Consider the following 21,958-nt stretch of genomic DNA (forward strand, 5'->3'; position numbering starts at 1 on the left):
GCGCCCGATGATGAATCCGACGCTAACAAGAAGATAACAAAGGAATTCACCATGCAAACCCCTTTTCGCCTGCCGCTGCTGACGGCGTTGATTCTGGCCTCCACCGCAGCCTGGTCTGCAGAGTCTCCTGTTAAGGGGGGTACGCTGATCTATCTGGAACAACAGGCCCACACTAACCTCTATCCGCCAGCCGGAGGGTTTTATCCCAACGGCGGCATTCTGAATCAAATTACCGACAAACTGACCTGGCAAAACCCGAAGACGCTGCAGGTTGAACCCTGGGTGGCTGAAAGCTGGACCACCAATGCGGATAATACCGAATACACCTTCAAAATCCGTCCCGGGATCACCTTCTCTGACGGCACACCGCTGGACGCCAGTGCGGTTGCTAAAAACTTCGATACTTACGGTCTGGGCAATAAGGCGCAGCGCTTACCGGTTTCGGAGGTGATCAATAACTACGATCGCAGTGAAGTGGTTGATCCGCTGACGGTGAAGTTTTACTTCAAAAAACCGTCACCCGGCTTTCTGCAAGGGACGGCCACCATTGGCTCCGGGCTGGTATCTCTGAGCACGCTTAAGCGTAACTTTGAAGCCCTGGGTGACGCCCGCCATATCATTGGCTCCGGGCCGTTTGTCGTAAAAGACGAAAAGCTCGGGCGGGAAGTCACGCTGGAGGCGCGCAAAGACTACCAGTGGGGGCCGAAGAGCCTGGCGCAGCAGGGCCCGGCCAATCTGGACGGCATCAAGTTTATCGTCACTCAGGAAGACAGCGTGCGCGTCGGCGCTCTGCTGGCGGGCCAGGCCGACTTTATCCGTCAGGTGCAGGCGTATGACGAAAAACAGGCCACCGATCAGGGCTATCACATATACGCGGCGCCTACGCGTGGGGTCAATGACAGCATCAGCTTCCGCCCGGACAATCCGTTGGTTGCCGATATCCGCGTGCGCCAGGCGCTGCTGCACGCCACAAACGCGAAACAGGTGGTCGATACCCTCTTCTCGTCTCATTATCCGCAGGCAAAATCGGTTATCGCCGGTTCTGCCGCTGGTTTTGTCGATCTCAGCGACAGGCTGACGTTTGATCCGGCGAAAGCCAACGCCCTGCTGGACGACGCGGGCTGGAAAACCGGCAGCGACGGGATCCGGGCAAAAGACGGCCAGCGTCTGGCGCTGACCGTTTACGAATCACTCCCACAACCGCAAAACAAAGAAGTGCTCCAGCTGGTTGCCCAGCAGTGGCGGCAGGTGGGCGTGGCGCTGAACGTCAAAGCCGGTGACGCCGGAAGCCGAACCCTGGATAACCTCGACCCGCTCAAAACGCCGCTCACCGTATCGGAAGTAGGACGCGCGGATCCGGATGTGGTGAAGAGCATGTTTTACCCCGCCAACCGTGACGCACTGCTGCAAAAAGGTGGCTCCAGCGACAAGGTCAAAAACTTCCGTGACGACAAGCTGAATGCGTTGCTGGCAAATATTTCCGCTGAGGTGGATCCGCAAAAACGGCTGCAACTGACCGGGGATGCCCAGCGCTATCTGCTGGATAACGCCTACGTGATACCGATTTTCGAGGAGCCGCAGGTCTTTGCCGGTGCGCCGTGGTTAAAAGGTGTGAATTTTGAAGCGGTTGGCCGCCCGTCGTTCTACGGCGCGTGGATTGAGAAACACTGAGGAGCTGACGATGCGCCACGCACTTCTTCAACGCTTTGGTCACGGGCTGCTGGTACTGTGGGCTGCGTTTACCCTCTCATTCGTGTTGCTCCAGGTGCTGCCGGGTGACGCGGTGCTGATTAAATTTCAGAACCCGGATCTGGGGCTGAGCCCGGCGCAAATCGAGGAGATGCGCGTGGCGTATGGTGCCGATAGTCCGCTGTGGCAGCAATATGGCCACACGCTGCTGGCGATGCTGCGGGGGGACTTTGGTTATTCACTCCAGGCCGGAGTCCCGGTGAGTGAGTTGATTGCCAGCAACCTGCCGGACACGCTGAGCCTCGCCCTGCCCGCCTTTGCGCTGGCCGTGCTGCTGGCGTTTGCGCTGGCTTTTGCCTCACGCCTGCCGGGTCTGCGCTGGCTGAGCAATTTCATCCAGTCCCTGCCGGTCCTGTTTATCTCCTTACCAACGTTCTGGCTGGGGATTGCCCTCATCCAGCTCTTTTCTTTTCAATTGCGGCTGATCCCGGTGATTAACCCGACGCCGCTGCAGGGGCTGATTTTGCCGATCGTCACCGTCGCCATCCCGATCTCTGCCCCGCTGGCGCAAATTCTTATGCGCAGCCTGGATCAGGTGGCCGCGCAGCCGTTTGTGGCCGTTGCCCGGGCCAAAGGGTTAAGTGAAACCGCCGTGCTGTGGCGGCACGTCACCGGCAACGCCCTGCTACCGGTACTGAATATCGCCGGATTGCTGCTGGGTGAACTGATTGCCGGGGCGCTGATCACCGAAACCGTTTTTGGCCGCAGTGGTCTGGGTCAACTGACTCAGCAGGCGGTAAATAACCAGGATATCGCCGTTCTGCAGGCGGTGGTGATGATATCCGCCCTCGGGTTTGTGCTGATCAATCTGCTGGTGGATCTGCTGATGCCGCTGTTCGATCCCCGTCTGCAAACTGTTACCGGAGGTGCATCATGAGTCTGGTCGATTACGCCGCCGCGGCGCGAAAACGCGTCCCGACATGGCAGGGGCTGCAGTGGCAACCGGGGTTATGGCTGGCGTGGGCAACAATCGTTGTCGCGGCGTTAGCCGCCGTGGCACCCGGCCTGTTTACGCACTATAACCCGATTGAGGGCATCGCGGGGGCACAACGCCTGGCACCGCAGGCAGGACACTGGCTGGGGACCGATCAACTGGGTCGTGACGTCTACACCCGCATTGTGTACGGCGCGTCTCACTCCCTGAGCGCGGCGCTGGCGGCTGTCACCCTGGGGCTGCTGGTGGGGACCGTGCTGGGGGTGATTGCCGGCGCGTTTGCCGGTCGCGTCGAGTCCCTGCTGATGCGTTTTGTCGATGTGTTGCTGTCGATTCCCTCCCTGCTGCTCTCTCTGACGGTAATCATTCTGCTCGGGTTTGGCACCGTCAACGCCGCCATTGCTGTTGGTGTCGCCTCGGTCGCCAGCTTCGCGCGTCTGGCGCGGGGGGAAGTGGTGCGGATCCGCCATACGGATTACGTTGAAGCCGCGTATGGCAGCGGCGGCACCTTTTGGGCCGTACTGTGGCGTCACATTCTGCCGAACTCCCTGACCGCCGTTCTGGCGTTCGCCACCCTGCAGTTCGGTCAGGCGATCCTGGCGCTCTCCACCCTCAGTTTTCTCGGCTATGGTACCCCACCGCCCGTACCGGAATGGGGTCTGTTGATTGCCGAAGGCCGCAACTATCTCTCTACTGCCTGGTGGTTAACCACCTTCCCTGGCGTGGTCGTCATCGCCGTCGTGCTGGCCACCTACCGTATCAGCCAACAGTTCAGCGGAGGCCGTTCATGACCGTACTCGCAGTTGAAAACCTGACGATCAGCTATCGCACCGCGCGCCAGTGGCAAGAGGTGGTGCATAACGTCAGCTTTACCCTCAAGCGGGGGGAAATGCTGGCGTTTGTGGGCGAGTCAGGATCCGGTAAAACGAGCATTGCACAGGCCATCATGGGATTGCTGGCCGACAACGCCCGGCGTGATGCGGGCAAAATCATCCTCAACGGTGAGGAGATAAGCCAGTGGTCAGCTAAACGTCTCGATACCCTTCGTGGCGCGCGGATTAGCCTCGTCCCGCAGGATCCGGGTAATTCCCTCAACCCGGTGAAAACCATCGGTACGCAGGTGGGTGAAATAATTGAACTACACCAAAAAGTGACCCATGCACATCGTGATGAACAGGTGCTCGCCCTGCTGACTAAAGTGGGGTTGAGCCACCCCGAACAGCGCATGAAACAGTATCCTCATCAGCTCTCCGGCGGCATGAAACAGCGCGTGCTGATTGCCATCGCCATTTCCCTGCGACCGGACGTGATCATTGCCGACGAGCCGACCAGCGCGCTGGATGTGACGGTGCAAAAGCGCATTCTTGATCTGCTGGATCGCCTGCGCCGGGAATCGGGCACCGCCGTGCTGTTCGTGACCCACGATCTGGCGCTGGCCGCACAGCGCGCCGACAGGCTGCTGGTGTTTCGCCACGGCGAAGTTCAGGAGCACGGCGCCACCGCTGACGTCGTTTGTGCGCCACAGCATGCCTATACCCGCCAGTTATTGAGCGATCTTCATGGACAACGGTTAACCATTGCACCTGTTTCTGGCCGCCCGCTGGCCTCGCCCGCCATTCGTGCACAGGCTATCAGCAAGCAGTTTTCCCTGGGCAAGGGCCAACAATTGCAGGCGCTGGATCAGGTGAGCTTTACCGTCAGGCGCGGTAGCACGCATGCGCTGGTGGGTGAGTCGGGGTCAGGGAAAACCACCCTCGCCCGTATTTTGCTCGGGTTTGAGCAGGCCGACAGCGGCCGGGTGATCATTGATGACATTGACGCCACCACGCTCAGCCGCGAGGCGCGCCGCCAGCTGCGCCAGAAAATCCAGTTTGTTTACCAGAACCCGTTTGCCTCTCTCGACCCGCGCCAGACGCTATTTGAGATCATTGAAGAGCCGCTGAAAAACTTCGCCCGCATCAGCAAAGCAGAGCGTAAAGACCGGGTTGAGACGGTGGCACAGCGGGTGGCGCTGCCCGTGGAGATATTAACCCGAACCGCCCGGGAGCTCTCTGGCGGGCAACGCCAGCGCGTGGCGATTGCCCGGGCGTTGATCCTGCAACCCACCATTCTGGTTCTGGATGAAGCCACCTCGGCGCTGGATGTCACCGTGCAGGCGCAAATTCTGGCACTTCTGCAGCAACTGCAACAGCAGCTGGGGCTGACCTACCTCTTTATCACACACGACCTGGCGACAGTACGCCGCATCGCCCACAGCGTCACGGTGCTGCGCAGCGGCCAGGTTGTGGAACAGGGTGATGTGGAGCGCTTATTCGCCTCGCCGCAGAACAGCTATACGCGTGAACTGATTGACGCTATCCCCCATTTTTCACCCGTTACGGAGGAGTTCGCATGACGCGAAAACGCCTGGGATTTTTCACCCGTCTGCTTGATGATGCCACCCCGAAGGAGCGCTATCGTCTGGCAACGGAACAGATCCGTCACGCCGAGCGTTACGGTTTTGACAGCGCCTGGATTGCGCAGCATCACTTCCATGAACAGGAAGGCGGTCTGCCGTCGCCGCTGCTGTTTCTGGCTCATGTGGCGGCGCACACCGAATCCATTCGCCTGGGCACGGCCATCATCACCCTGCCGATGGAAAACCCGCTGCGCGTGGCGGAAGACGCAGCCGTGCTGGATCTGCTGGCCAACGGACGCCTGGAGATTGGCTTCGGATCGGGCGGTACGCCAACGTCATTTCTGCCATTCGGCCTCACGTTTGAGGAACGCGGCGCGGCGTTTGCCGACCATCTGCACGTGATCCAGAGTGCCTGGCGCGGCGATTCGCTCGTTCATCCTGACAATCATCTTTATCCCCCGGCCCCGCAACTGGCGCAGCGTATCTGGATTGCCACCTTCTCTGTGGAGGGGGCCGTTCGCGCCGCGCAGGCCGGACATGGCCTGATGCTCTCCCGCACTCAGCCGCGTCCGGCAGGACAACCGGATTTGACGCTCGACGAGATCCAAAACCCGATTGTCGATGCCTATCTTGATGCGCTTCCGGCGGGGATTGCGCCACGTATTCTGGCCTCCCGAACCGCGTTCGTCGCCGACAGCGACGAATATGCCCTGAAAGTCGCCACGCCGGGCTTAACGAAGCAGGCGCAGCAGCATCAGCGTGCCGGGTACACTGTAACAGGTGACACTGTCACTGATTATCGTCGCCAGTTTGACGCCCATATTGGCTCACCGGAGACAGTGCTGCGTTCGCTGAAGGCTGATTCCATTCTGACGCGCGCCACGGACATCTCGTTTCAGGTGCATTCGGTCGAGCCCTCTCACCGCGGCACCCTGCGCTCGATTGAACTGATTGCAGAACATATCGCCCCCCACATTCTTTGAGGAGATACCTATGTCATTAAGTCAGGACATTCTCGCCGAGCTGGCGGAGATTAAAGCCGGCTCCCCCCTCGCAGAGGCGCGTGCCATTCGCGACGCCGCGACGCGTCACGCCCAGGGCAGCTACGAGGTTCTGTTTAGTCAGCAGGAGAGTGATTTTACGCTGGAGGAGCGTTTTGCCGTGGCGGCAAAAGTCGCCAGATGGCACAACGCAGAGGCATTAGCCGCACACTATGCCGGATTTGGCCTGGCGGATCCGACCTCTGAACGCCTGACCCCAGCGCTGAATTTCGCGCGGCTACTGACGTTCTCACCGGTCGAAGCCTCACCTGGCGCATTACAGCCCCTTACGCAGGCGGGATGGAGCAAAGAAGGCATTGTCACGCTGGCGCAGCTGATCGCTTTTGTCAGCTTCCAGAGCCGGCTCATTGTCGGGCTGCGTTTGCTGAACGATAAACCGGTCGCCTCCAGCGATACCCCGGTGGCTGCGGGCATCTGGCACACCCGCACAAAAACGGCCACGGGTAAAACCGCCCCTGTCGTCTTCACCCAACAGGAGCTGGGCTGGGAACCGTGGATCGCCGCCAAACCGCTGGCGGAGTTTCGTGACGATGAGGTCGCCATTTTAACGAAATTTGGTCATACCGAATCGGACTATTTCCGCCTGCTGGGACGCAACCTGCCGGTGCTTGAGCAACGTACGTTAACGGATAAAGGGATTTTTTACACCCCGGGCGGTTTACCACGTGCCGAGCGCGAGCTGGCCGCCACGGTGACCAGTAAAATTAACGGCTGCATCTACTGCGCATCTGTCCATGCGCGGAAAGCCAGCCAGCTGTCTAAGGATGATCCAGCGGTAGAGGCGCTTCTGGCGGTTCGTCCAGGCCAATCCCTGAGTGAGGGGCAGTCTGCGCGCTGGCAGGCGGAAATCAATTTTGCGGCAGCGCTGTCAGTCACGCCGCCAGCCGCCACGCCGCATCATCTGGCGTCGCTGGAAAAGGAAGGGCTGGATACGCTGTCGCAACTCGATCTGGTTCAATCGGCGGCATTCTTCGCCTGGGCCAACCGCCTGATGCTGACCCTGGGCGAACCCTGGCTGGCCTGAATGCAATCAGGCTAGCGCGCGAGCGTTAGCCTGAGCCCGACGGGCACGCAGATGGCCGTAGATCAACAGCGCGCTCATGGCCGAGAAGGATAACATCGCCGCCGGCAGCGTGACATAGCTCCAGCTAAACCCGAGCGTAATCATCATCCCGCCAAAATACGCGCCAATCGCGCTGCCCAGATTAAACGCCATCTGTCCGCCTGCGGCCCCCAGCATTTCCCCTCCTTTCGCATTTTGCAGCAGCAGAATTTGCAGTGGTGCAGAGAGTGCGAACAGCCCGGCACAGCAGATGAACCCAATCACCAGCGACGCGGTTTTCTGTTCGCCAAAGGCGAAAAGCAATAACAGCGAGGCGACAATCACCATATCGGTCGTGGCCGCAATACGCAGCGGACTGTAACGACCCGATAGTTTCCCGCTCAGCAGGTTACCCAGCACCATACCCAGGCCCATCAACATCATGATGATCGTCATCAACCCCTCGGAGAAGCCAGAGACATTGACCATAAACGGCTTCACAAAACTGAACCACGCAAAAACACCAGCGTTGCCAAACATGGTGGCGGCGAAGATCAGCCACGGCTCCGGTTTTTTGAGAAAGTGAAACTGCTCGGTGAGTTTTATTTCTGATGCGTCATGAATGTTCGGCACCCACACCAGTACCGAGAGGATCACCAGCGCGTCAAACAGGGCAATCAGGAAAAAGGTGTAGCGCCAGTTGAACGCGTGCCCCAGCCAGGTTCCAAACGGTACCCCCACCAGATTCGCCACGGTCATCCCGGCGATCATCCCCGACACGGCCACCGTCACCTTCCCCGGTGGCGCGATTTTCGAGAGGATAATCGCCCCCACGCCGAAAATTGCACCGTGCGGGAACCCCGAAATTAAGCGCCCTGCCGCCAGCCACAAGTAGGATGTGGAAAAGGTAAATATCGCGTTGCCCACCGCACACAGGGCAACCAGAAACAGCAACGTGGTTTTTAACGAGAATTTACTGGAAAACAGCGCCACTATCGGCGCGCCAATCACCACGCCAAAGGCATAAAACGAGATCATGTTCCCGGCGGCGGGAATGGAAATGCCGGTGTCATGCGCCAGTTCGGTTAAGACACCCATAATGCCAAATTCAGCCATGCCGAGGCCAAACGTGCCGAGGGCTAACGAGAAAATTGTCTTTTTCATACCACAACCACGTGTGAAAAATTCGCAGCGGGCATTATTGAATAATCTTGTATGGTGAGCCAGTTCAAATCGGCAGGCTGACACGTTAATCCATTAATTCAGGTGGATTACACTTCTTAATGCGGCCTCGCTTCTTCCCCGCGACCGGACAACCTGAGGATGACAATCATGGTAAGCAAAAAGAAAACCAGTGTCGCTGTTGATGTCGTTAAGAATGCTCCTCTGAAAACAAAAGAGTATGAACAAGAGCTTCGTCGCCTTCACGTGGAACTGGTTAAACTCCAGCAGTGGGTCGTCGCCAAAGGATTAAAGGTCTGTATTGTGTTTGAAGGACGCGACGGCGCCGGTAAAGGCGGCACCATCAAAGCGATCACCGAGCGCGTCAGCCCGCGCGTATTCCGCGTTGTCGCGCTGCCTGCGCCCACTGAGAAAGAGAAAACGCAGCTTTATTTCCAGCGCTACGTCCCGCACCTGCCCGCTGCCGGTGAAATCGTCATATTTGACCGCAGCTGGTACAACCGCGCAGGCGTTGAACGGGTGATGGGGTTCTGCACGCCGGAGCAGGTTGAAAAGTTTCTTGATGGCGCACCGGTGATGGAAAAAGCGATGGTGGATGCCGGGATCATTTTACTGAAATACTGGCTTGAAGTGACGCCGAAAGAGCAGGAACGCAGGCTACGCGATCGCATCAACGATGGCCGCAAGATCTGGAAATTATCGCCTATGGATATTAAATCGTTCAATTTATGGGATGAATACACCGTAGCGCGGGATGCCATGTTTGCTTCAACGGATACCGCCTGGGCGCCGTGGTTTGTGGCGCGCTCGGAAGATAAAAAACGCGTGCGGTTGAATATTATCTCCCATCTGCTTTCGCAGATCCCATATAAAGAACTTCACGTTGAAAAAGTGGATTTGCCGAAGCGAAAAATTGGCAAAGTCAAACCGACAAAATATCCTTTCAGGTATATTGAAGAGAAATTCTGACATTACTGGAAGACGGCTCGCAGAATGTAGATTACCAGGGGTTACGGTATTGTTTTTTGTTGGCTGAGGTTGATAATGACCGCACCAACAAAGGAGGGTAAAAATGAAACCAAACCGAACAGGAAATTGCAGTGGCAGACCGACCCGGGCTGAGACGATACCGCGCCAGGCGTTACCCCCAGAGGAGCGCAGACGCCAGCGCCATCAGGATCAGGAATTCATAAAAGCTATGAATGAATTTACTGCTAAAGCGGGATTATTATCAGATGACCCTTATTTTGGAGGGCTTTGATGTGCTTTCAGTTCGATGTTTATCGTAACCCATCAGACAAGACGCGCGAGTATCAGCCTTATTTTATGATAATTCAGCATGACTATTATGATGATTTATCAACGAGACTGATTGTTCCTTTGAGCTATCAAAATAATTTACATGGGCATTACAACGCCGCCGCACCATTAGTGAATATTGAATTTGAGAGATATTTTCTCAATACCGCTGGTATAACACACGTGGAGAAAAAGAGATTAAATAATAAAAACTATGTATGCAATCTTCGCAGCGCAAGAAGTACCGTGATTGCGGCGATAGATGCGTTAGTGACAAATACATAACGTAGGCCCGCGCAAGCGAAGCGCCGCCGGGCAAAGCCGACGGCGCAGGACGTTTTACTTCATCCCTTCCGTACTCTCCTGTTTCGCTTCCTGTCGCTCCACTTCCCGGTACCAGCGTGGGTGGTGTTTCTGCGCCCAACGGCGGCTCACCTTCCCTTCAATCATGCCTTTAATCGACCCTTTCACCCAGAAGGCCATATACATATGGATCAGAATGGCATGGATCAGAATGATGGCTGAGGTTGCATGGATCAGCAGCGCGTAGCGGATGACCTGCATCGGGAAGTACTGCGCAAAATAAGGACGCCAGATGATCACACCGGTCACCAGCAGGACGAAAATCATGCTCATGATGCTCCAGAACATCATCTTCTGTCCGGCATTGTATTTACCGACCTTCGCGACTTTATGTTCGTTCCCCTTCAGGACTTCAATAATGCCCTTCAGCCAGGGAATATCCTGCTTGTCCGGGATATTGTGATGGACGAAACGCACAAACATAAACATAAGCACCACAAAAATCAGTACGCCAAAAAACGGGTGCAGAATACGCCCCATCTGCGGCGTGCCGAACGTTTCCGTCAGCCATTGCAGTGTCGGGAAGAAAAACGAGATCCCGGATACGGCCACCAGGAAGAAGCAGATCACCACCGTCCAGTGACAGGCGCGGTCGATAAACTTCGTGCGCACAATCATTTTCGACTTACTCATGGTGTTCCTCCTCGTCGTCATCCACCTCTTTATTCGGCCCGATCCCAATGTAGTGATAAATCAGCCCGGCAAAGGTGGCGATAAAGCCCGCCGCCGAGAGCGGTTTTAGCGCCCCTTTCCAGAGATTGATTGAGGTATCGATCGCCGGATCTTTCGGCAGATTGTGGTACAACTCCGGCTGGTTATTGTGATGCAGAACGTACATCACGTGCGTACCGCCCACCCCCTGCGGGTTGTAAATGCCCGCCTTGTCGTAGCCGCGCGCGTTCAGTTTGTCCACGCGCTGCTGCGCCACCTCCAGCATCTCTTTCTTGGTGCCGAAGTGGATAGCGCCGGTGGGACAGGTCTTGACGCAGGCAGGCTCCTGTCCGACGCTGACGCGGTCCACGCACAGGGTGCATTTGTATACCCGGTTATCCTCTTTATTGAGGCGCGGGATGTTAAACGGACAACCCGCGATGCAATACCCGCAGCCGATGCAGTTGTCCTGCTGGAAGTCGACGATCCCGTTGGCGTACTGAATAATCGCACCGGCAGACGGGCACGCCTTCAGACAGCCCGGATCTTCGCAGTGCATACAGCCGTCTTTGCGGATCAGCCATTCCAGCTTGCCGTTCTGGTCAGTTTCGCTAAAACGCATCACCGTCCAGGATTTGGCGCTCAGATCCGCCGGATTGTCGTAAACGCCAACGCAGTGCCCTACCTCATCGCGGATATCGTTCCACTCCGAGCAGGCCACCTGGCAGGCTTTGCAGCCCACGCAGGAAGAGACATCGATAAGCTTGGCGACCTCGGCCTTATAGTCCCGCGCGCGAGGCGCGGGGGTCATTGGGTTGGTCGCGGAGCGTTTAATAATGTCTTGTGTTTCCATCGCCATTGAATCGCTCCTTACGCTTTCTCGATGTTGACCAGAAACGCCTTGTACTCCGGCGTTTGCGAGTTGGAATCGCCGACGTTAGGCGTCAGGGTGTTGGCGATGTAGCCTTTCTGCGCCACGCCCTCAAAGCCCCAGTGCAGCGGAATACCCACGGTTTCAACCTGCTGACCGTGCACGTTCAGCGACTGCAGGCGGCGAGTGACCACGGCAACGGCGCGAATAAAGCCGCGCTTGCTGCTGACCGTGACGCGATCGCCGTTGGCAATGCCTTTCGCCTTCGCCAGCGTTTCGCTGATTTCCACAAACTGTTCCGGCTGCGCGATGGCGTTAAGCCGCGCGTGCTTGGTCCAGGTGTGAAAATGCTCGGTCAGGCGGTAGGTCGTTCCGACGTATGGGAATTTGTCCTTTTTGCCCAGGCGCAGCACGTCCTCTTCGTAAATACGCACCACCGGGCTGGAGATCACGTTCGGGTGCAGCGGGTTAGTCCCCAGCGGCGTTTCCATCGGCTCGTAGTGTTCCGGGAAAGGCCCCTCTGCCAGCTTGTCGAGGGCAAACAGGCGTCCCAGCCCCTCCGGCTGCATAATAAACGGCCCGGTCTCACTGCCCGGTGGCGCGGTGTTGAAGTCAGGAATATCATTCCCCGCCCATTTCGCGCCGTTCCACGCGATCAGCATCCGTTTCGGATCCCACGGTTTACCGTTGATATCCGCCGACGCACGGTTGTACAGCACCCGACGGTTTAGCGGCCATGCCCATGCCCAGCCCAGCGTATTGCCCAGCCCGGACGGGTCGGCGTTATCGCGGTTGGCCATCTGGTTACCCTGCTCCGTCCAGCTGCCGGTGTAGATCCAGCAGGACGACGCCGTCGTGCCGTCATCGCGCAGCAGCGCAAAGCTGTTCAGAAGCTGGCCTTTCTTCGCCAGCAGATTGCCGTTGACGTCATAGAGATCGGCCAGCGCCACGCCGTTGTTCTCTTTGGCCACCTCTTCGGATTCAGGATGATCCGGTTGCTTATAGTTCCAGCGCATCTTCAGCAACGGTTCAGCGCCTTTGCCGCCTTCGGTGCGGTACATCTCACGCAGGCGATGGTAAATCCCGGCCAGAATTTCACCGTCATTACGCGCTTCACCCGGCGCATCCTGCCCCTTCCAGTGCCACTGTAACCAGCGACCGGAGTTGGCGATCGACCCGTCTTCTTCGGCAAAACAGGTTGACGGCAAGCGGAAGACCTCGGTCTGAATTGATGCGGGATCCACATCATTCATCTCGCCGTGGTTCTGCCAGAAGTTAGACGTTTCCGTCACCAGCGGATCGATAACCACCATGTACTTCAGCTTGCTCAGGCTGCGAACCACTTTGTTTTTGTCCGGGAAGGACGCCACCGGGTTAAAGCCCTGGCAGATATAGCCCGTGACGTTGCCCTTATCCATCATGTTGAAATACTTGATGACGTCGTAGGCCTGGTCCCACTTAGGCAGCCACTCAAAGCCCCAGTCGTTCTCCTTCTGCGCCGCATCACCGTAGAAGGATTTCATCAGGCTGACGTAGAACTTCGGATAGTTGCTCCAGTAGTTCACCTGATCCGGCAGCGTCGCCTTAGGCGTATTCGCCGCGAGATAGGTCTGCAGATCGGCCTGCTTCTCAGACGGTAGCGTCAGGTAGCCTGGCAGGCTGGTCGACAGCAGGCCGAGGTCGGTCAGGCCCTGGATGTTGGAGTGACCGCGCAAGGCATTTACCCCGCCTCCCGCCATGCCCATATTGCCGAGCAGCAGCTGGATCATCGCCATGGTACGGATGTTCTGCGCACCAACGGTGTGCTGCGTCCAGCCCAGCGCGTACAGGAACGTGGTGGTTCTGTCGGCGGCACTGGTAGAGGCCAGCACCTCACACACTTTCAGGAAGTCGGCTTTTGGCGTACCACAGATGTTTTCCACCACGTCCGGCGTATAGCGGGAAACGTGCTGTTTCAGCAAGTTCCACACGCAGCGTGGATGACTCAGGGTTTCATCGCGTCTGGCATAGCCGTTTTCATCGAACTGATAGTTCCAGGACGATTTATCGTACTGACGTTTGTCCGCGTCATAGCCGCTGAACAGCCCGTCATCAAAGGCAAAATCATCCCGCACCAGCAGGCTGGCGTTGGTGTAGTGTTTTACGTACTCCGCGTTGATTTTGTTGTTTTCAATCAGATACAGCAGCACGCCCGACAGGAACGTTATGTCGGTTCCGGAGCGGATCGGCGCGTAGATATCGGCCACCGATGCCGTACGCGTAAAGCGCGGATCGACGACGATAAGCGTCGCATCGTTATTGTTTTTCGCTTCCATCGCCCAGCGGAATCCCACCGGATGGGCCTCGGCGGCGTTACCGCCCATCACCATCACGACGTTGGCGTTTTTGATATCCACCCAGTGGTTGGTCATCGCACCGCGACCAAATGTTGGAGCAAGACTTGCTACCGTTGGTCCGTGTCAGACGCGTGCCTGGTTGTCTACCGCCAGCATCCCGAGGGAGCGAACAAATTTTTGCGTCAGCATGCCGGTTTCATTGCTGGCCGCCGAGGCGCACAGCATGCCGGTAGAGAGCCAACGGTTCACCGTCACGCCCTGCGCGTTCTTCTCAATGAAGTTGGCGTCGCGGTCGGCTTTCATCAGTCTGGCAATCCGGGAGAAGGCGTCATCCCAGGAAATACGCTGCCATTTGTCGGAGCCCGGCGCGCGGTATTCCGGATAGCGCAGACGGTTATCGCTGTGAACATAGTCCAGCAGTCCCGCCCCTTTCGGGCAGAGTGCCCCACGGCTCACCGGATGGTCCGGATCCCCTTCAATATGATAAATGGCCTCTCTGGCGTTCTTCGCGCCATCGCCCAGGCTATACATTAAAAGCCCACAACCCACGGAGCAGTATGTGCAGGTGTTACGGATCTCTTTGGCACGCAGCAGCTTATAGTTGCGTGACTGAGCCAGCGCCATTTTGGGAGCGAATCCCAGCATCGCGGCTGTTGTTCCGGCCATACCGCCCGCGCAGATTTTAAAAAATTGTCTGCGGCTGACGTCCATTGTTGTCCTCATTTACGGATAAGACTTCGCGCCGCAAACTAACAGCAAAGCCCCTGTTTTTTTTGCGTCAAATCAAGGTCGCCGGTGTTCGCCCCCTTAATAGTCACCCACCACCCTTTTGAATACCTCTTTTTGATTAACGGCTTAAGAGAATAATTCGCAGCCGTCAGGGGATTAATGCTATAAATTTTGCCTTTCGTTTTTATCGTGATGGCAAGGGTATGGACAGGAAAAGAGCAACGCTGACTGGACTGGCGGCGATAGTGTTATGGAGCACCATGGTGGGCCTGATTCGCAGCGTGAGCGAGGGACTTGGGCCGGTGGGGGGCGCCGCCATGATTTATACCGTCAGTGGTTTACTCTGTCTGGTGACAGTAGGATTTCCTGATATCCGGCGCTTCACTCCCCGGTATCTTATTGCCGGTAGCGTACTGTTTGTCAGCTACGAAATTTGCCTGGCGCTGTCGTTAGGTTATGCCGCTACGCGTTCGCAGGCGATTGAAGTCGGCATGGTGAATTATCTCTGGCCGAGCCTGACCATTGTGTTTGCCATTTTGTTTAACGGGCAGAAATCGTCCCTTTGGGTGATCCCAGGTTTAGCCCTCTCTTTACTCGGTGTGTGCTGGGTATTGGGCGGCGAACAGGGGTTGCAGGTGAATGAGATTATCCGCAATGTTGTCTCCAGCCCCCTCAGCTATGCCCTTGCATTTGCCGGCGCGTTTATCTGGGCGGCGTACTGCACGGTAACCAGTAAATATGCCAAAGGACAAAACGGGATCACGCTCTTTGTGTTGCTTACCGCGCTGAGTTTGTGGGTGAAATATGCCCTGAGCGATCAACCGGACATGGTCTTCAGCGTGCCGGTGGTGTTAAAATTACTCATGTGCGGCGTCGCGCTGGGATTTGGCTATGCGTCGTGGAATATCGGTATTCTTCACGGTAACGTCACGGTGCTGGCGGCCGCGTCCTATTTCACTCCGGTATTATCTGCTGCGCTGGCGGCAGTGTTGCTAAACTCCCCGCTGTCGTTCTCTTTCTGGCAAGGCGCAATCATGGTCTCTGTCGGGTCCCTGCTGTGCTGGTATGCCACCCGGAAATAAGGCTTTTCTGATGCCGGGGAAATTACATTCCAGCAACAAAGTTAACATAAATTTAAAATGCGATACCCATCAGACTCTTTAGCAAAATAATAGAAAGTGGTTTAGATTCTGTTTATAGTCTCTGTTATTCGTAAAGAGCGAATGTTGATAATTGACATAAACTGACACCCCGGCGTAATTAGTAATGGCCAAACAATCACACAGGGGATTGCAAAAAATCAAATAATCCCTTTCTAAACATTTAATCAAAAGCCTCATATCAACCGAGCATTCCTCATGGCAAGTTATTGATATAAATATAAAATCACTGCACACCACTCCAGTAAAGCTCGGAGATAGCGACTATTACCCTTCTGAAATAAAGTCACTAATAATTATATCTCCCACAACCAATATGGCGTAAAAATACGCACCAATTGAATGAATTCCAGTCAATTCATTCATTCGGACTGAAATTTACCCGATCGCGATCACACTAATTGAAATTATCTTTAATATTTTGAAACTTATTATTGAAAGCAGGCTACAAGATTTTTAAAAATAGTCTGCCATTGACGAACAGCCTCGTTTAGAAATCGTTCGAAATGGTTCAGGAAATACCCAAGAAAATTATAAGGAATATTTAAGATGAAACTTAAATTAGTTGCAGTGGCGGTCACTTCCATGTTGGCAGCAGGCGTTGTAAACGCAGCTGAAGTTTTTAACAAAGACGGTAACAAGCTGGATCTGTACGGTAAAGTCACAGGTCTGCACTATTTCTCTGATGATACTGACAACGACGGTGATAAAACCTACGTTCGTCTGGGCTTCAAAGGCGAAACTCAGATCAACGACCAGATGACCGGTTACGGCCAGTGGGAATATGAGTTCAAGGGCAACCGCTCTGAATCCCAGGGTGCTGACGGTAACAAAACGCGTCTGGCGTTCGCAGGTCTGAAATTCAACGAATTCGGTTCCTTCGACTACGGCCGTAACTACGGCGTGGCGTACGACATCGGCGCATGGACTGACGTTCTGCCTGAGTTCGGTGGCGATACCTGGACCCAGACTGATGGCTTTATGACTCAGCGTGCGACTGGCGTAGCGACTTACCGTAACACCGACTTCTTCGGTCTGGTTGACGGTCTGAACGTTGCCGCTCAGTACCAGGGTAAAAACGACCGTAACGACATCACCGAATCTAACGGTGACGGCTGGGGTCTCTCTTCTACCTATGAATTCGACGGCTTTGCAGCGGGTGCAACCTACGCGAAATCTGACCGTACTGACCGTCAGGTTCGTGCGGCAAGCAACCTGAACGCAGGTGGCGAGAACGCAGAAGTGTGGGCAGCCGGTCTGAAGTACGATGCGAACAACATCTACCTGGCAACCACCTACTCTGAAACCCGTAATATGACGGCTTTCGGTGACGGCCACATTGCGAACAAAGCACAGAACTTCGAAGTTGTGGCTCAGTACCAGTTCGACTTCGGTCTGCGTCCGTCCATCGCTTACCTGAAATCCAAAGGTAAAGACATCGGTTCTTACGGCGACCAGGATCTGGTGGAATACGTTGACGTTGGCGCGACCTACTACTTCAACAAAAACATGTCTACCTATGTTGATTACAAAATCAACCTGCTGGACGACAATACGTTCACCAAAGACGCTAAAATCGCTACCGACAATATCGTTGCTGTAGGTCTGACCTACCAGTTCTAAGATTTGTCACACCAGAAAGCCAGCCCCTGCGGCTGGCTTTTTTTTGCCCCTTCGCCCGCTCTACTGATTGTCATCCCCTGGTTCCGGTATACTGCTCTGTCGTCACTGTCCTAACGTCACAGCCTGAACAGGGAGCCCTCGATGATTACCACCCACGTTTTTATCGCCGTCAGTCTTGATGGCTACATTGCCCGCCAGGATGGCGATATCGGCTGGCTACTCCAGCGCGATGATCCAACGGAAGATCATGGTTATGATGCGTTCATTGCCGACAAAGACTGGATTGTGATGGGCCGGGGAAGCTATGAGAAAGTGCTGACCTTTGACCAATGGCCCTATAACCGACCCGTGCTGGTGCTCTCCAGTCAGCTGGCTGACACCGAGGTGCCCGAGGCGCTGAAAGGTAAAGTGCAGTTCTCCCGCCGTCCCCCAAAGGAAGCGCTTGCTGAGCTGGCAGCGCAGAACGCACACCGCGTCTATATTGATGGCGGACAGGTGATCCAGTCGTTTCTGCGCGAAGGACTGGTGGCCGATATGGTGATCACCACCGTTCCTGTCCTGATCGGCTCAGGCAAGCCGCTGTTCGGCTCGCTGCCCCGGGATATCGATTTAACGCTTTTATCCACCCGCAGCTTCCCGTCGGGTCTGGTGCAGTCGCACTATCGGCTGACGCGATAACGATACCGCGTCACTGAAGCAGGAGTGAAAAGCCCGAAGGTGCAGCGCCTTCGGGCTTGCATTTACTGTTGCGGCGCGTTCGCCAGGCTAAACCAAATCCCCACCGCCAGCAGCAATAACATCCCACCGGCGCTGCCTAACGCTAAGCTGTGCGACGTGATAAACGCCGTTTTTGCCGCCTCAATAACGGTTTCACCGAGCGCCGGGCTGAGATCCTGCGCGACCTTCATCGCTTCGCCAATGGATGACGAGGCTTTATCAGCCAGCGTTGAAGGTAAGCCCTGCGGCAGTTCAATCGACGCCGAGAAGCTGCGGGTCAGCAACAGACCAAATATCGCAATCCCCAGCCCCGCGCCCAGTTCGTAGGACATGGTTTCAATCGCCCCGGCAGCGGCGGCTTTCTCTTTCGGCGCCGCCGCCATGATTGCCGAGGTGGAGGCCAGCAGCGCACTCGCGGCGCTGAAGCCAAGCAGCACCATCAGACACCACGCCTGCCACTGCTGCGTGCTGAAGTCGAGCATCGACAGGCCAATAAAGCTGACGGCGCTCAGCCCCATTCCGCCTGCCGCTACCATGCGCAGTCCCAGACGACCTACCAGTATCCCGGCAATCGGGCCGCTGAACCCGCTGGCGACCATCAGCGGCAGCATGAACATGCCCGCTTCAAACGGGGTAAAGCCATGCACAAACTGCAGCTCCTGGGCCATCAGCAATTCATACCCCACCAGGGCGATCATGGCGGTCATCGCCATCACCACCCCGCTTAAAATGATGCGATGGCAAAACAGGCGCATGTCGATCATCGGCACGCGGGCGCGAAGCTGAATACGCACGAAGATAAACAGCAATACCGCGCCGGTGAGCAGCGTACAGGCCACAAGCCACGGTGAAAGTACCCCTTTCAGCGCCGTTTTCGCGCTATAGACCAGCAGTAAAATGGCCACAATCAGCATGACGGCATGGCTGATATTGAGCGGCTGCTCAGGTCGCCCTTGCTGACGCGGAACATAGACCGCAACAAGTGACACCACCACCAGCACGATCGGCACGTTGATTAAAAAGACCGATCCCCAGTAAAAATGCTCCAGCAACATGCCGCCGATCAGCGGACCAAACGCCGCCCCACCGGAGCCGACCGCGGCCCAGACGCCTAGCGCGATGTTGCGATCCCGCACGTTAACAAACAAGGTGCGTATACCCGCAAGGGTTGCCGGTATGATCATTGCCGCGCCAATTGCCAGCGAGGCGCGCGCGGCGATCAGCCAGCCTGCAGAAGGGGCAAAGGCCGCCGCCAGCGATGACAGGCCAAACAGCGTGCTGCCGATCATCAGCAGCCGTTTAAAACCGATGCGGTCGCCCAGTGCCCCCATCGGCAGCACCATACCCGCCATCACCAGGGAGTAGATATCGATGATCCACAATAATTCGTTACCGCTGGCGCCCAGCGTCATGCTCAATGTCGGCGCCGCCACGTGCAGCACCGTCGCGTCAATCGCCACCGGGATATACACCAGCACGATAATCACTAACGCTAACCACTGACGAAACATAAATTTCCTTTTTATATAAAAATGGACACATGTCCAGGATGCGATCCTACGGAATGTTGAACACTTGTCCAGCTCTTTGTTACACTCGTTTCATTGCCATTTAAGAGTGAGAGAAAATGGGTTATCTGACCAGGGATGAAAGACGGGAAGAGATCTTACAGGCCGCCATGCGCGTGGCGCTGGCCGAAGGATTTACCGCCATGACGGTGCGCCGCATCGCGGCCGAAGCCGGTGTCGCAACCGGGCAAGTGCATCACCATTTCACCTCCGGCGGTGAGTTAAAATCGCTGGCCTTCGTCCGGCTGATCCGCGAACTGCTGGATGCGGATGGGCCCGGTGAACACGCCAGCTGGCGGGCGCGTTTGCATGCCATGCTCGGTAGCGATGATGGCAGGTTTGAACCCTACATTCGCCTCTGGCGTGAAGCGCAGATCCTGGCCACCCGCGACGTGGAAATCAAAGGCGCGTATGTGCTGACAATGGAGATGTGGCATCAGGAGACCGTTGCCCTCATTGAGGCTGGCAGGAATGCAGGCGTATTCCGTTCCGGAGACCCGGCAGAAAGTATTGCCTGGCGTTTAATTGGCCTGGTGTGTGGCCTTGACGGTCTGTATATATTAAACATGCCCGAAATGGATGACACTGCGTTTAATAATCATCTTGATAAATTAATTTCTCTGGAGCTTTTTTAATACTCCGTTGTGAGTAATTTCATCACACCGTTACAATTAGTAACACATTAAGCGTTCCCCTGTTTCTATTCCAGACTCTGGGGTTCGCTTTTTTATCTATCCTTTCAGATGTATCTCAATACTTCCAATAAACTCCATAACAAATCTTCACATATCTGGCTGTTTTTACTTATTTTTATATCTTCATTTAGGTAAGCAAGAGGGCGATATGTCACAACAAAGTGAGAAGAATCATCACCATCTTTTAAGTAACTGGAAACCGGAAAATCCGCAATTCTGGGAGAATAAAGGCAAACATATCGCGCGAAGAAACCTATGGATCTCTGTGGCTTGCCTGCTATTAGCCTTTTGCGTGTGGATGTTATTTAGTGCCATTGCGGTTAATCTGAATAAGGTCGGATTTAATTTCACCACCGATCAGCTTTTTATGTTAACGGCATTACCTTCTCTCTCCGGCGCGATATTGCGCGTCCCCTACTCTTTTATGGTGCCAATATTTGGCGGACGGTACTGGACAGTATTGAGTACCGTCATCCTGATTATTCCCTGCGTCTGGCTGGGAATAGCCATTCAGAACACCGCGACGCCTTACTGGATTTTTATCGTGATTGCCCTGCTCTGCGGGTTTGCTGGCGCCAACTTTGCCTCCAGCATGGGCAACATCAGCTTCTTCTTCCCAAAATCCAGACAGGGCAGCGCCCTTGGGATCAATGGCGGACTGGGTAATCTGGGCGTCAGCGTGATGCAGTTGGTCGCGCCACTGGTCATTTTTCTGCCCATGTTCACCTTTCTGGGGGTGAACGGGGTGCCCCAGGAGGACGGTTCTTCCATGTGGCTGGCGAACGCAGCCTGGGTCTGGGCCCCGCTTCTGCTGCTGGCAACCATTGCGGCGTTTTTTGGCATGAACGACATCGCCAGTTCAAAAGCCTCTATCGCCAGCCAGCTTCCGGTGCTTAAGCGATTTCACCTCTGGCTGCTGAGCCTGCTCTATCTGGCAACCTTTGGCTCATTTATCGGGTTTTCGGCTGGTTTTGCCATGCTGTCAAAAACCCAGTTCCCGGACGTGAATATCCTTCATCTTGCCTTCTTTGGCCCCCTGATTGGTGCGCTGGCGCGTTCAGCGGGCGGTATGATCTCCGACAGGCTGGGCGGTGTGCGCGTCACGCTTATCAACTTTGTCTTTATGGCCATCTTTAGCGCCCTGATCTTTCTGACCCTGCCCGGCTCGGGCTCCGGCAGCTTTGTCGCGTTTTATCTGGTCTTTATGGGGCTGTTCCTCACCGCCGGACTGGGCAGCGGATCGACCTTCCAGATGATCGCCATTATTTTCCGCCAAATCACACTCGACCGGGTGAAAAAGCAAGGCGGCACCGACGAGCAGGCGCAGCATGAAGCCGTGACGGAGACCGCCGCCGCGCTGGGCTTTATCTCCGCCATCGGTGCCGTCGGCGGGTTCTTCATTCCCAAGGCCTTTGGCACCTCGCTGGCGATGACCGGGTCGCCGGTCGGCGCCATGAAAGTCTTCCTCGTCTTTTACATCGTCTGTGTGCTCGTCACCTGGCTGGTATACGGCCGTAAATCCTCACAAAAATAATAACTACCTCTTCGCCGGAGCGTGATGCAGCGCTTTCCGGCCATGC

The 21,958-nt window shown here is 55.8% G+C and carries 18 protein-coding genes; 13 read left to right on the top strand and 5 right to left on the bottom strand.

Features of this window, described 5'->3' with window-relative positions:
• Window positions 1-51 precede the first annotated feature (51 nt).
• The 6 genes from ACTJJI_RS21675 to ACTJJI_RS21700 are packed head-to-tail and all read left to right on the top strand — an operon-like array spanning window position 52 to window position 7,166.
• A complete protein-coding gene (locus tag ACTJJI_RS21675; protein ID WP_063411657.1) occupies window positions 52-1,671 on the top strand; it encodes a TIGR04028 family ABC transporter substrate-binding protein in 1,620 nt (539 codons plus the stop codon).
• 10 nt (window positions 1,672-1,681) lie between these two features.
• Window positions 1,682-2,626 (top strand): ABC transporter permease, encoded by a 945-nt coding sequence (locus tag ACTJJI_RS21680; RefSeq protein WP_063411658.1) that lies wholly within the window; start codon window positions 1,682-1,684, stop codon window positions 2,624-2,626.
• Window positions 2,623-3,474: an ABC transporter permease gene (locus ACTJJI_RS21685; protein ID WP_440655531.1), complete on the top strand. Its 852-nt coding sequence runs from the start codon at window positions 2,623-2,625 to the stop codon at window positions 3,472-3,474. The genes ACTJJI_RS21680 and ACTJJI_RS21685 overlap by 4 nt, the downstream gene beginning before the upstream one ends.
• On the top strand, window positions 3,471-5,078 hold the full coding sequence (locus ACTJJI_RS21690) for a dipeptide ABC transporter ATP-binding protein (protein WP_440655532.1): 1,608 nt from the start codon (window positions 3,471-3,473) through the stop codon (window positions 5,076-5,078). The genes ACTJJI_RS21685 and ACTJJI_RS21690 overlap by 4 nt, the downstream gene beginning before the upstream one ends.
• Window positions 5,075-6,064, top strand: coding sequence for a putative FMN-dependent luciferase-like monooxygenase (locus ACTJJI_RS21695; protein WP_440655533.1), 990 nt, complete (start codon window positions 5,075-5,077; stop codon window positions 6,062-6,064). The genes ACTJJI_RS21690 and ACTJJI_RS21695 overlap by 4 nt, the downstream gene beginning before the upstream one ends.
• Before the next feature lie 10 nt (window positions 6,065-6,074).
• On the top strand, window positions 6,075-7,166 hold the full coding sequence (locus tag ACTJJI_RS21700) for an alkylhydroperoxidase domain protein (RefSeq protein ID WP_063425853.1): 1,092 nt from the start codon (window positions 6,075-6,077) through the stop codon (window positions 7,164-7,166).
• 6 nt (window positions 7,167-7,172) lie between these two features.
• On the opposite strand, the gene araJ is transcribed toward ACTJJI_RS21700, so the two are convergent.
• Entirely contained in the window at window positions 7,173-8,348 is a 1,176-nt protein-coding gene (gene araJ / locus ACTJJI_RS21705) for an MFS transporter AraJ (protein ID WP_203461167.1), read from the bottom strand.
• A 168-nt stretch (window positions 8,349-8,516) separates the two neighbouring features.
• On the opposite strand from araJ, the gene ppk2 reads away from it, so the two are divergent.
• Together ppk2 and ACTJJI_RS21715 are read left to right on the top strand one after the other, a co-directional pair.
• Window positions 8,517-9,335, top strand: coding sequence for a polyphosphate kinase 2 (gene ppk2, locus ACTJJI_RS21710; RefSeq protein ID WP_046889624.1), 819 nt, complete (start codon window positions 8,517-8,519; stop codon window positions 9,333-9,335).
• A gap of 291 nt (window positions 9,336-9,626) precedes the next feature.
• Entirely contained in the window at window positions 9,627-9,950 is a 324-nt protein-coding gene (locus tag ACTJJI_RS21715; RefSeq protein ID WP_072058360.1) for a CcdB family protein, read from the top strand.
• A 54-nt stretch (window positions 9,951-10,004) separates the two neighbouring features.
• Here the strand turns inward: ACTJJI_RS21715 and fdnI are convergent, their stop codons facing one another.
• From fdnI to fdnG, 3 genes are read right to left on the bottom strand one after another with little or no spacing between them, the layout of a single operon-like run.
• Window positions 10,005-10,661, bottom strand: coding sequence for a formate dehydrogenase-N subunit gamma (fdnI, locus tag ACTJJI_RS21720; protein ID WP_014832018.1), 657 nt, complete (start codon window positions 10,659-10,661; stop codon window positions 10,005-10,007).
• A complete protein-coding gene (gene fdxH / locus ACTJJI_RS21725) occupies window positions 10,654-11,538 on the bottom strand; it encodes a formate dehydrogenase subunit beta (RefSeq protein WP_440655534.1) in 885 nt (294 codons plus the stop codon). Before fdxH ends, fdnI begins: the two co-directional genes overlap by 8 nt.
• A gap of 11 nt (window positions 11,539-11,549) precedes the next feature.
• Complete coding sequence (gene fdnG / locus ACTJJI_RS21730; protein WP_440655535.1) at window positions 11,550-14,597, bottom strand: formate dehydrogenase-N subunit alpha; 3,048 nt, start codon at window positions 14,595-14,597, stop codon at window positions 11,550-11,552.
• Window positions 14,598-14,818: 221 nt separating this feature from the next.
• Between fdnG and yddG the strand changes: the two genes are divergently transcribed.
• The 3 genes from yddG to ACTJJI_RS21745 all read left to right on the top strand — a co-directional run bounded on the left by yddG (window position 14,819) and on the right by ACTJJI_RS21745 (window position 18,076).
• Window positions 14,819-15,697 carry an aromatic amino acid DMT transporter YddG gene (yddG, locus tag ACTJJI_RS21735; protein WP_083021959.1) on the top strand — a complete coding sequence of 293 codons (879 nt, stop codon included), beginning with the start codon at window positions 14,819-14,821 and terminating at the stop codon, window positions 15,695-15,697.
• A 627-nt stretch (window positions 15,698-16,324) separates the two neighbouring features.
• Entirely contained in the window at window positions 16,325-17,398 is a 1,074-nt protein-coding gene (gene ompC, locus ACTJJI_RS21740) for a porin OmpC (protein WP_368529193.1), read from the top strand.
• A 141-nt stretch (window positions 17,399-17,539) separates the two neighbouring features.
• Window positions 17,540-18,076: a dihydrofolate reductase family protein gene (locus tag ACTJJI_RS21745; protein WP_368278688.1), complete on the top strand. Its 537-nt coding sequence runs from the start codon at window positions 17,540-17,542 to the stop codon at window positions 18,074-18,076.
• Between the two features lie 62 nt (window positions 18,077-18,138).
• On the opposite strand, the gene ACTJJI_RS21750 is transcribed toward ACTJJI_RS21745, so the two are convergent.
• A complete protein-coding gene (locus tag ACTJJI_RS21750; RefSeq protein ID WP_047361799.1) occupies window positions 18,139-19,626 on the bottom strand; it encodes an MFS transporter in 1,488 nt (495 codons plus the stop codon).
• A 116-nt stretch (window positions 19,627-19,742) separates the two neighbouring features.
• On the opposite strand from ACTJJI_RS21750, the gene ACTJJI_RS21755 reads away from it, so the two are divergent.
• Together ACTJJI_RS21755 and ACTJJI_RS21760 are read left to right on the top strand one after the other, a co-directional pair.
• Window positions 19,743-20,318, top strand: coding sequence for a TetR family transcriptional regulator (locus tag ACTJJI_RS21755; protein ID WP_163281181.1), 576 nt, complete (start codon window positions 19,743-19,745; stop codon window positions 20,316-20,318).
• 208 nt (window positions 20,319-20,526) lie between these two features.
• The gene (locus ACTJJI_RS21760; protein ID WP_083021962.1) at window positions 20,527-21,912 is read left to right on the top strand and encodes a NarK family nitrate/nitrite MFS transporter; all 1,386 of its coding nucleotides are present in this window, start codon (window positions 20,527-20,529) and stop codon (window positions 21,910-21,912) included.
• Window positions 21,913-21,958: the final 46 nt, after the last annotated feature.

It is taken from the genome of Enterobacter sp. 22466, from assembly GCF_052044775.1.
Classification (GTDB): domain Bacteria; phylum Pseudomonadota; class Gammaproteobacteria; order Enterobacterales; family Enterobacteriaceae; genus Enterobacter; species Enterobacter dissolvens.

Excerpts from the sequence above, each read along its gene's own strand:
- ACTJJI_RS21680 (WP_063411658.1), top strand. The coding sequence starts at position 1,682 with ATGCGCCACGCACTTCTTCAACGCTTTGGTCACGGGCTGCTGGTACTG.
- ppk2 (WP_046889624.1), top strand. The coding sequence starts at position 8,517 with ATGGTAAGCAAAAAGAAAACCAGTGTCGCTGTTGATGTCGTTAAGAAT.
- ACTJJI_RS21695 (WP_440655533.1), top strand. The coding sequence starts at position 5,075 with ATGACGCGAAAACGCCTGGGATTTTTCACCCGTCTGCTTGATGATGCC.
- fdnI (WP_014832018.1), bottom strand. The coding sequence starts at position 10,661 with ATGAGTAAGTCGAAAATGATTGTGCGCACGAAGTTTATCGACCGCGCC.
- ACTJJI_RS21760 (WP_083021962.1), top strand. The coding sequence starts at position 20,527 with ATGTCACAACAAAGTGAGAAGAATCATCACCATCTTTTAAGTAACTGG.
- ACTJJI_RS21700 (WP_063425853.1), top strand. The coding sequence starts at position 6,075 with ATGTCATTAAGTCAGGACATTCTCGCCGAGCTGGCGGAGATTAAAGCC.
- ACTJJI_RS21690 (WP_440655532.1), top strand. The coding sequence starts at position 3,471 with ATGACCGTACTCGCAGTTGAAAACCTGACGATCAGCTATCGCACCGCG.
- ACTJJI_RS21675 (WP_063411657.1), top strand. The coding sequence starts at position 52 with ATGCAAACCCCTTTTCGCCTGCCGCTGCTGACGGCGTTGATTCTGGCC.
- araJ (WP_203461167.1), bottom strand. The coding sequence starts at position 8,348 with ATGAAAAAGACAATTTTCTCGTTAGCCCTCGGCACGTTTGGCCTCGGC.
- ACTJJI_RS21755 (WP_163281181.1), top strand. The coding sequence starts at position 19,743 with ATGGGTTATCTGACCAGGGATGAAAGACGGGAAGAGATCTTACAGGCC.
- ACTJJI_RS21750 (WP_047361799.1), bottom strand. The coding sequence starts at position 19,626 with ATGTTTCGTCAGTGGTTAGCGTTAGTGATTATCGTGCTGGTGTATATC.
- ACTJJI_RS21685 (WP_440655531.1), top strand. The coding sequence starts at position 2,623 with ATGAGTCTGGTCGATTACGCCGCCGCGGCGCGAAAACGCGTCCCGACA.
- ompC (WP_368529193.1), top strand. The coding sequence starts at position 16,325 with ATGAAACTTAAATTAGTTGCAGTGGCGGTCACTTCCATGTTGGCAGCA.
- fdxH (WP_440655534.1), bottom strand. The coding sequence starts at position 11,538 with ATGGCGATGGAAACACAAGACATTATTAAACGCTCCGCGACCAACCCA.
- ACTJJI_RS21745 (WP_368278688.1), top strand. The coding sequence starts at position 17,540 with ATGATTACCACCCACGTTTTTATCGCCGTCAGTCTTGATGGCTACATT.
- yddG (WP_083021959.1), top strand. The coding sequence starts at position 14,819 with ATGGACAGGAAAAGAGCAACGCTGACTGGACTGGCGGCGATAGTGTTA.
- ACTJJI_RS21715 (WP_072058360.1), top strand. The coding sequence starts at position 9,627 with ATGTGCTTTCAGTTCGATGTTTATCGTAACCCATCAGACAAGACGCGC.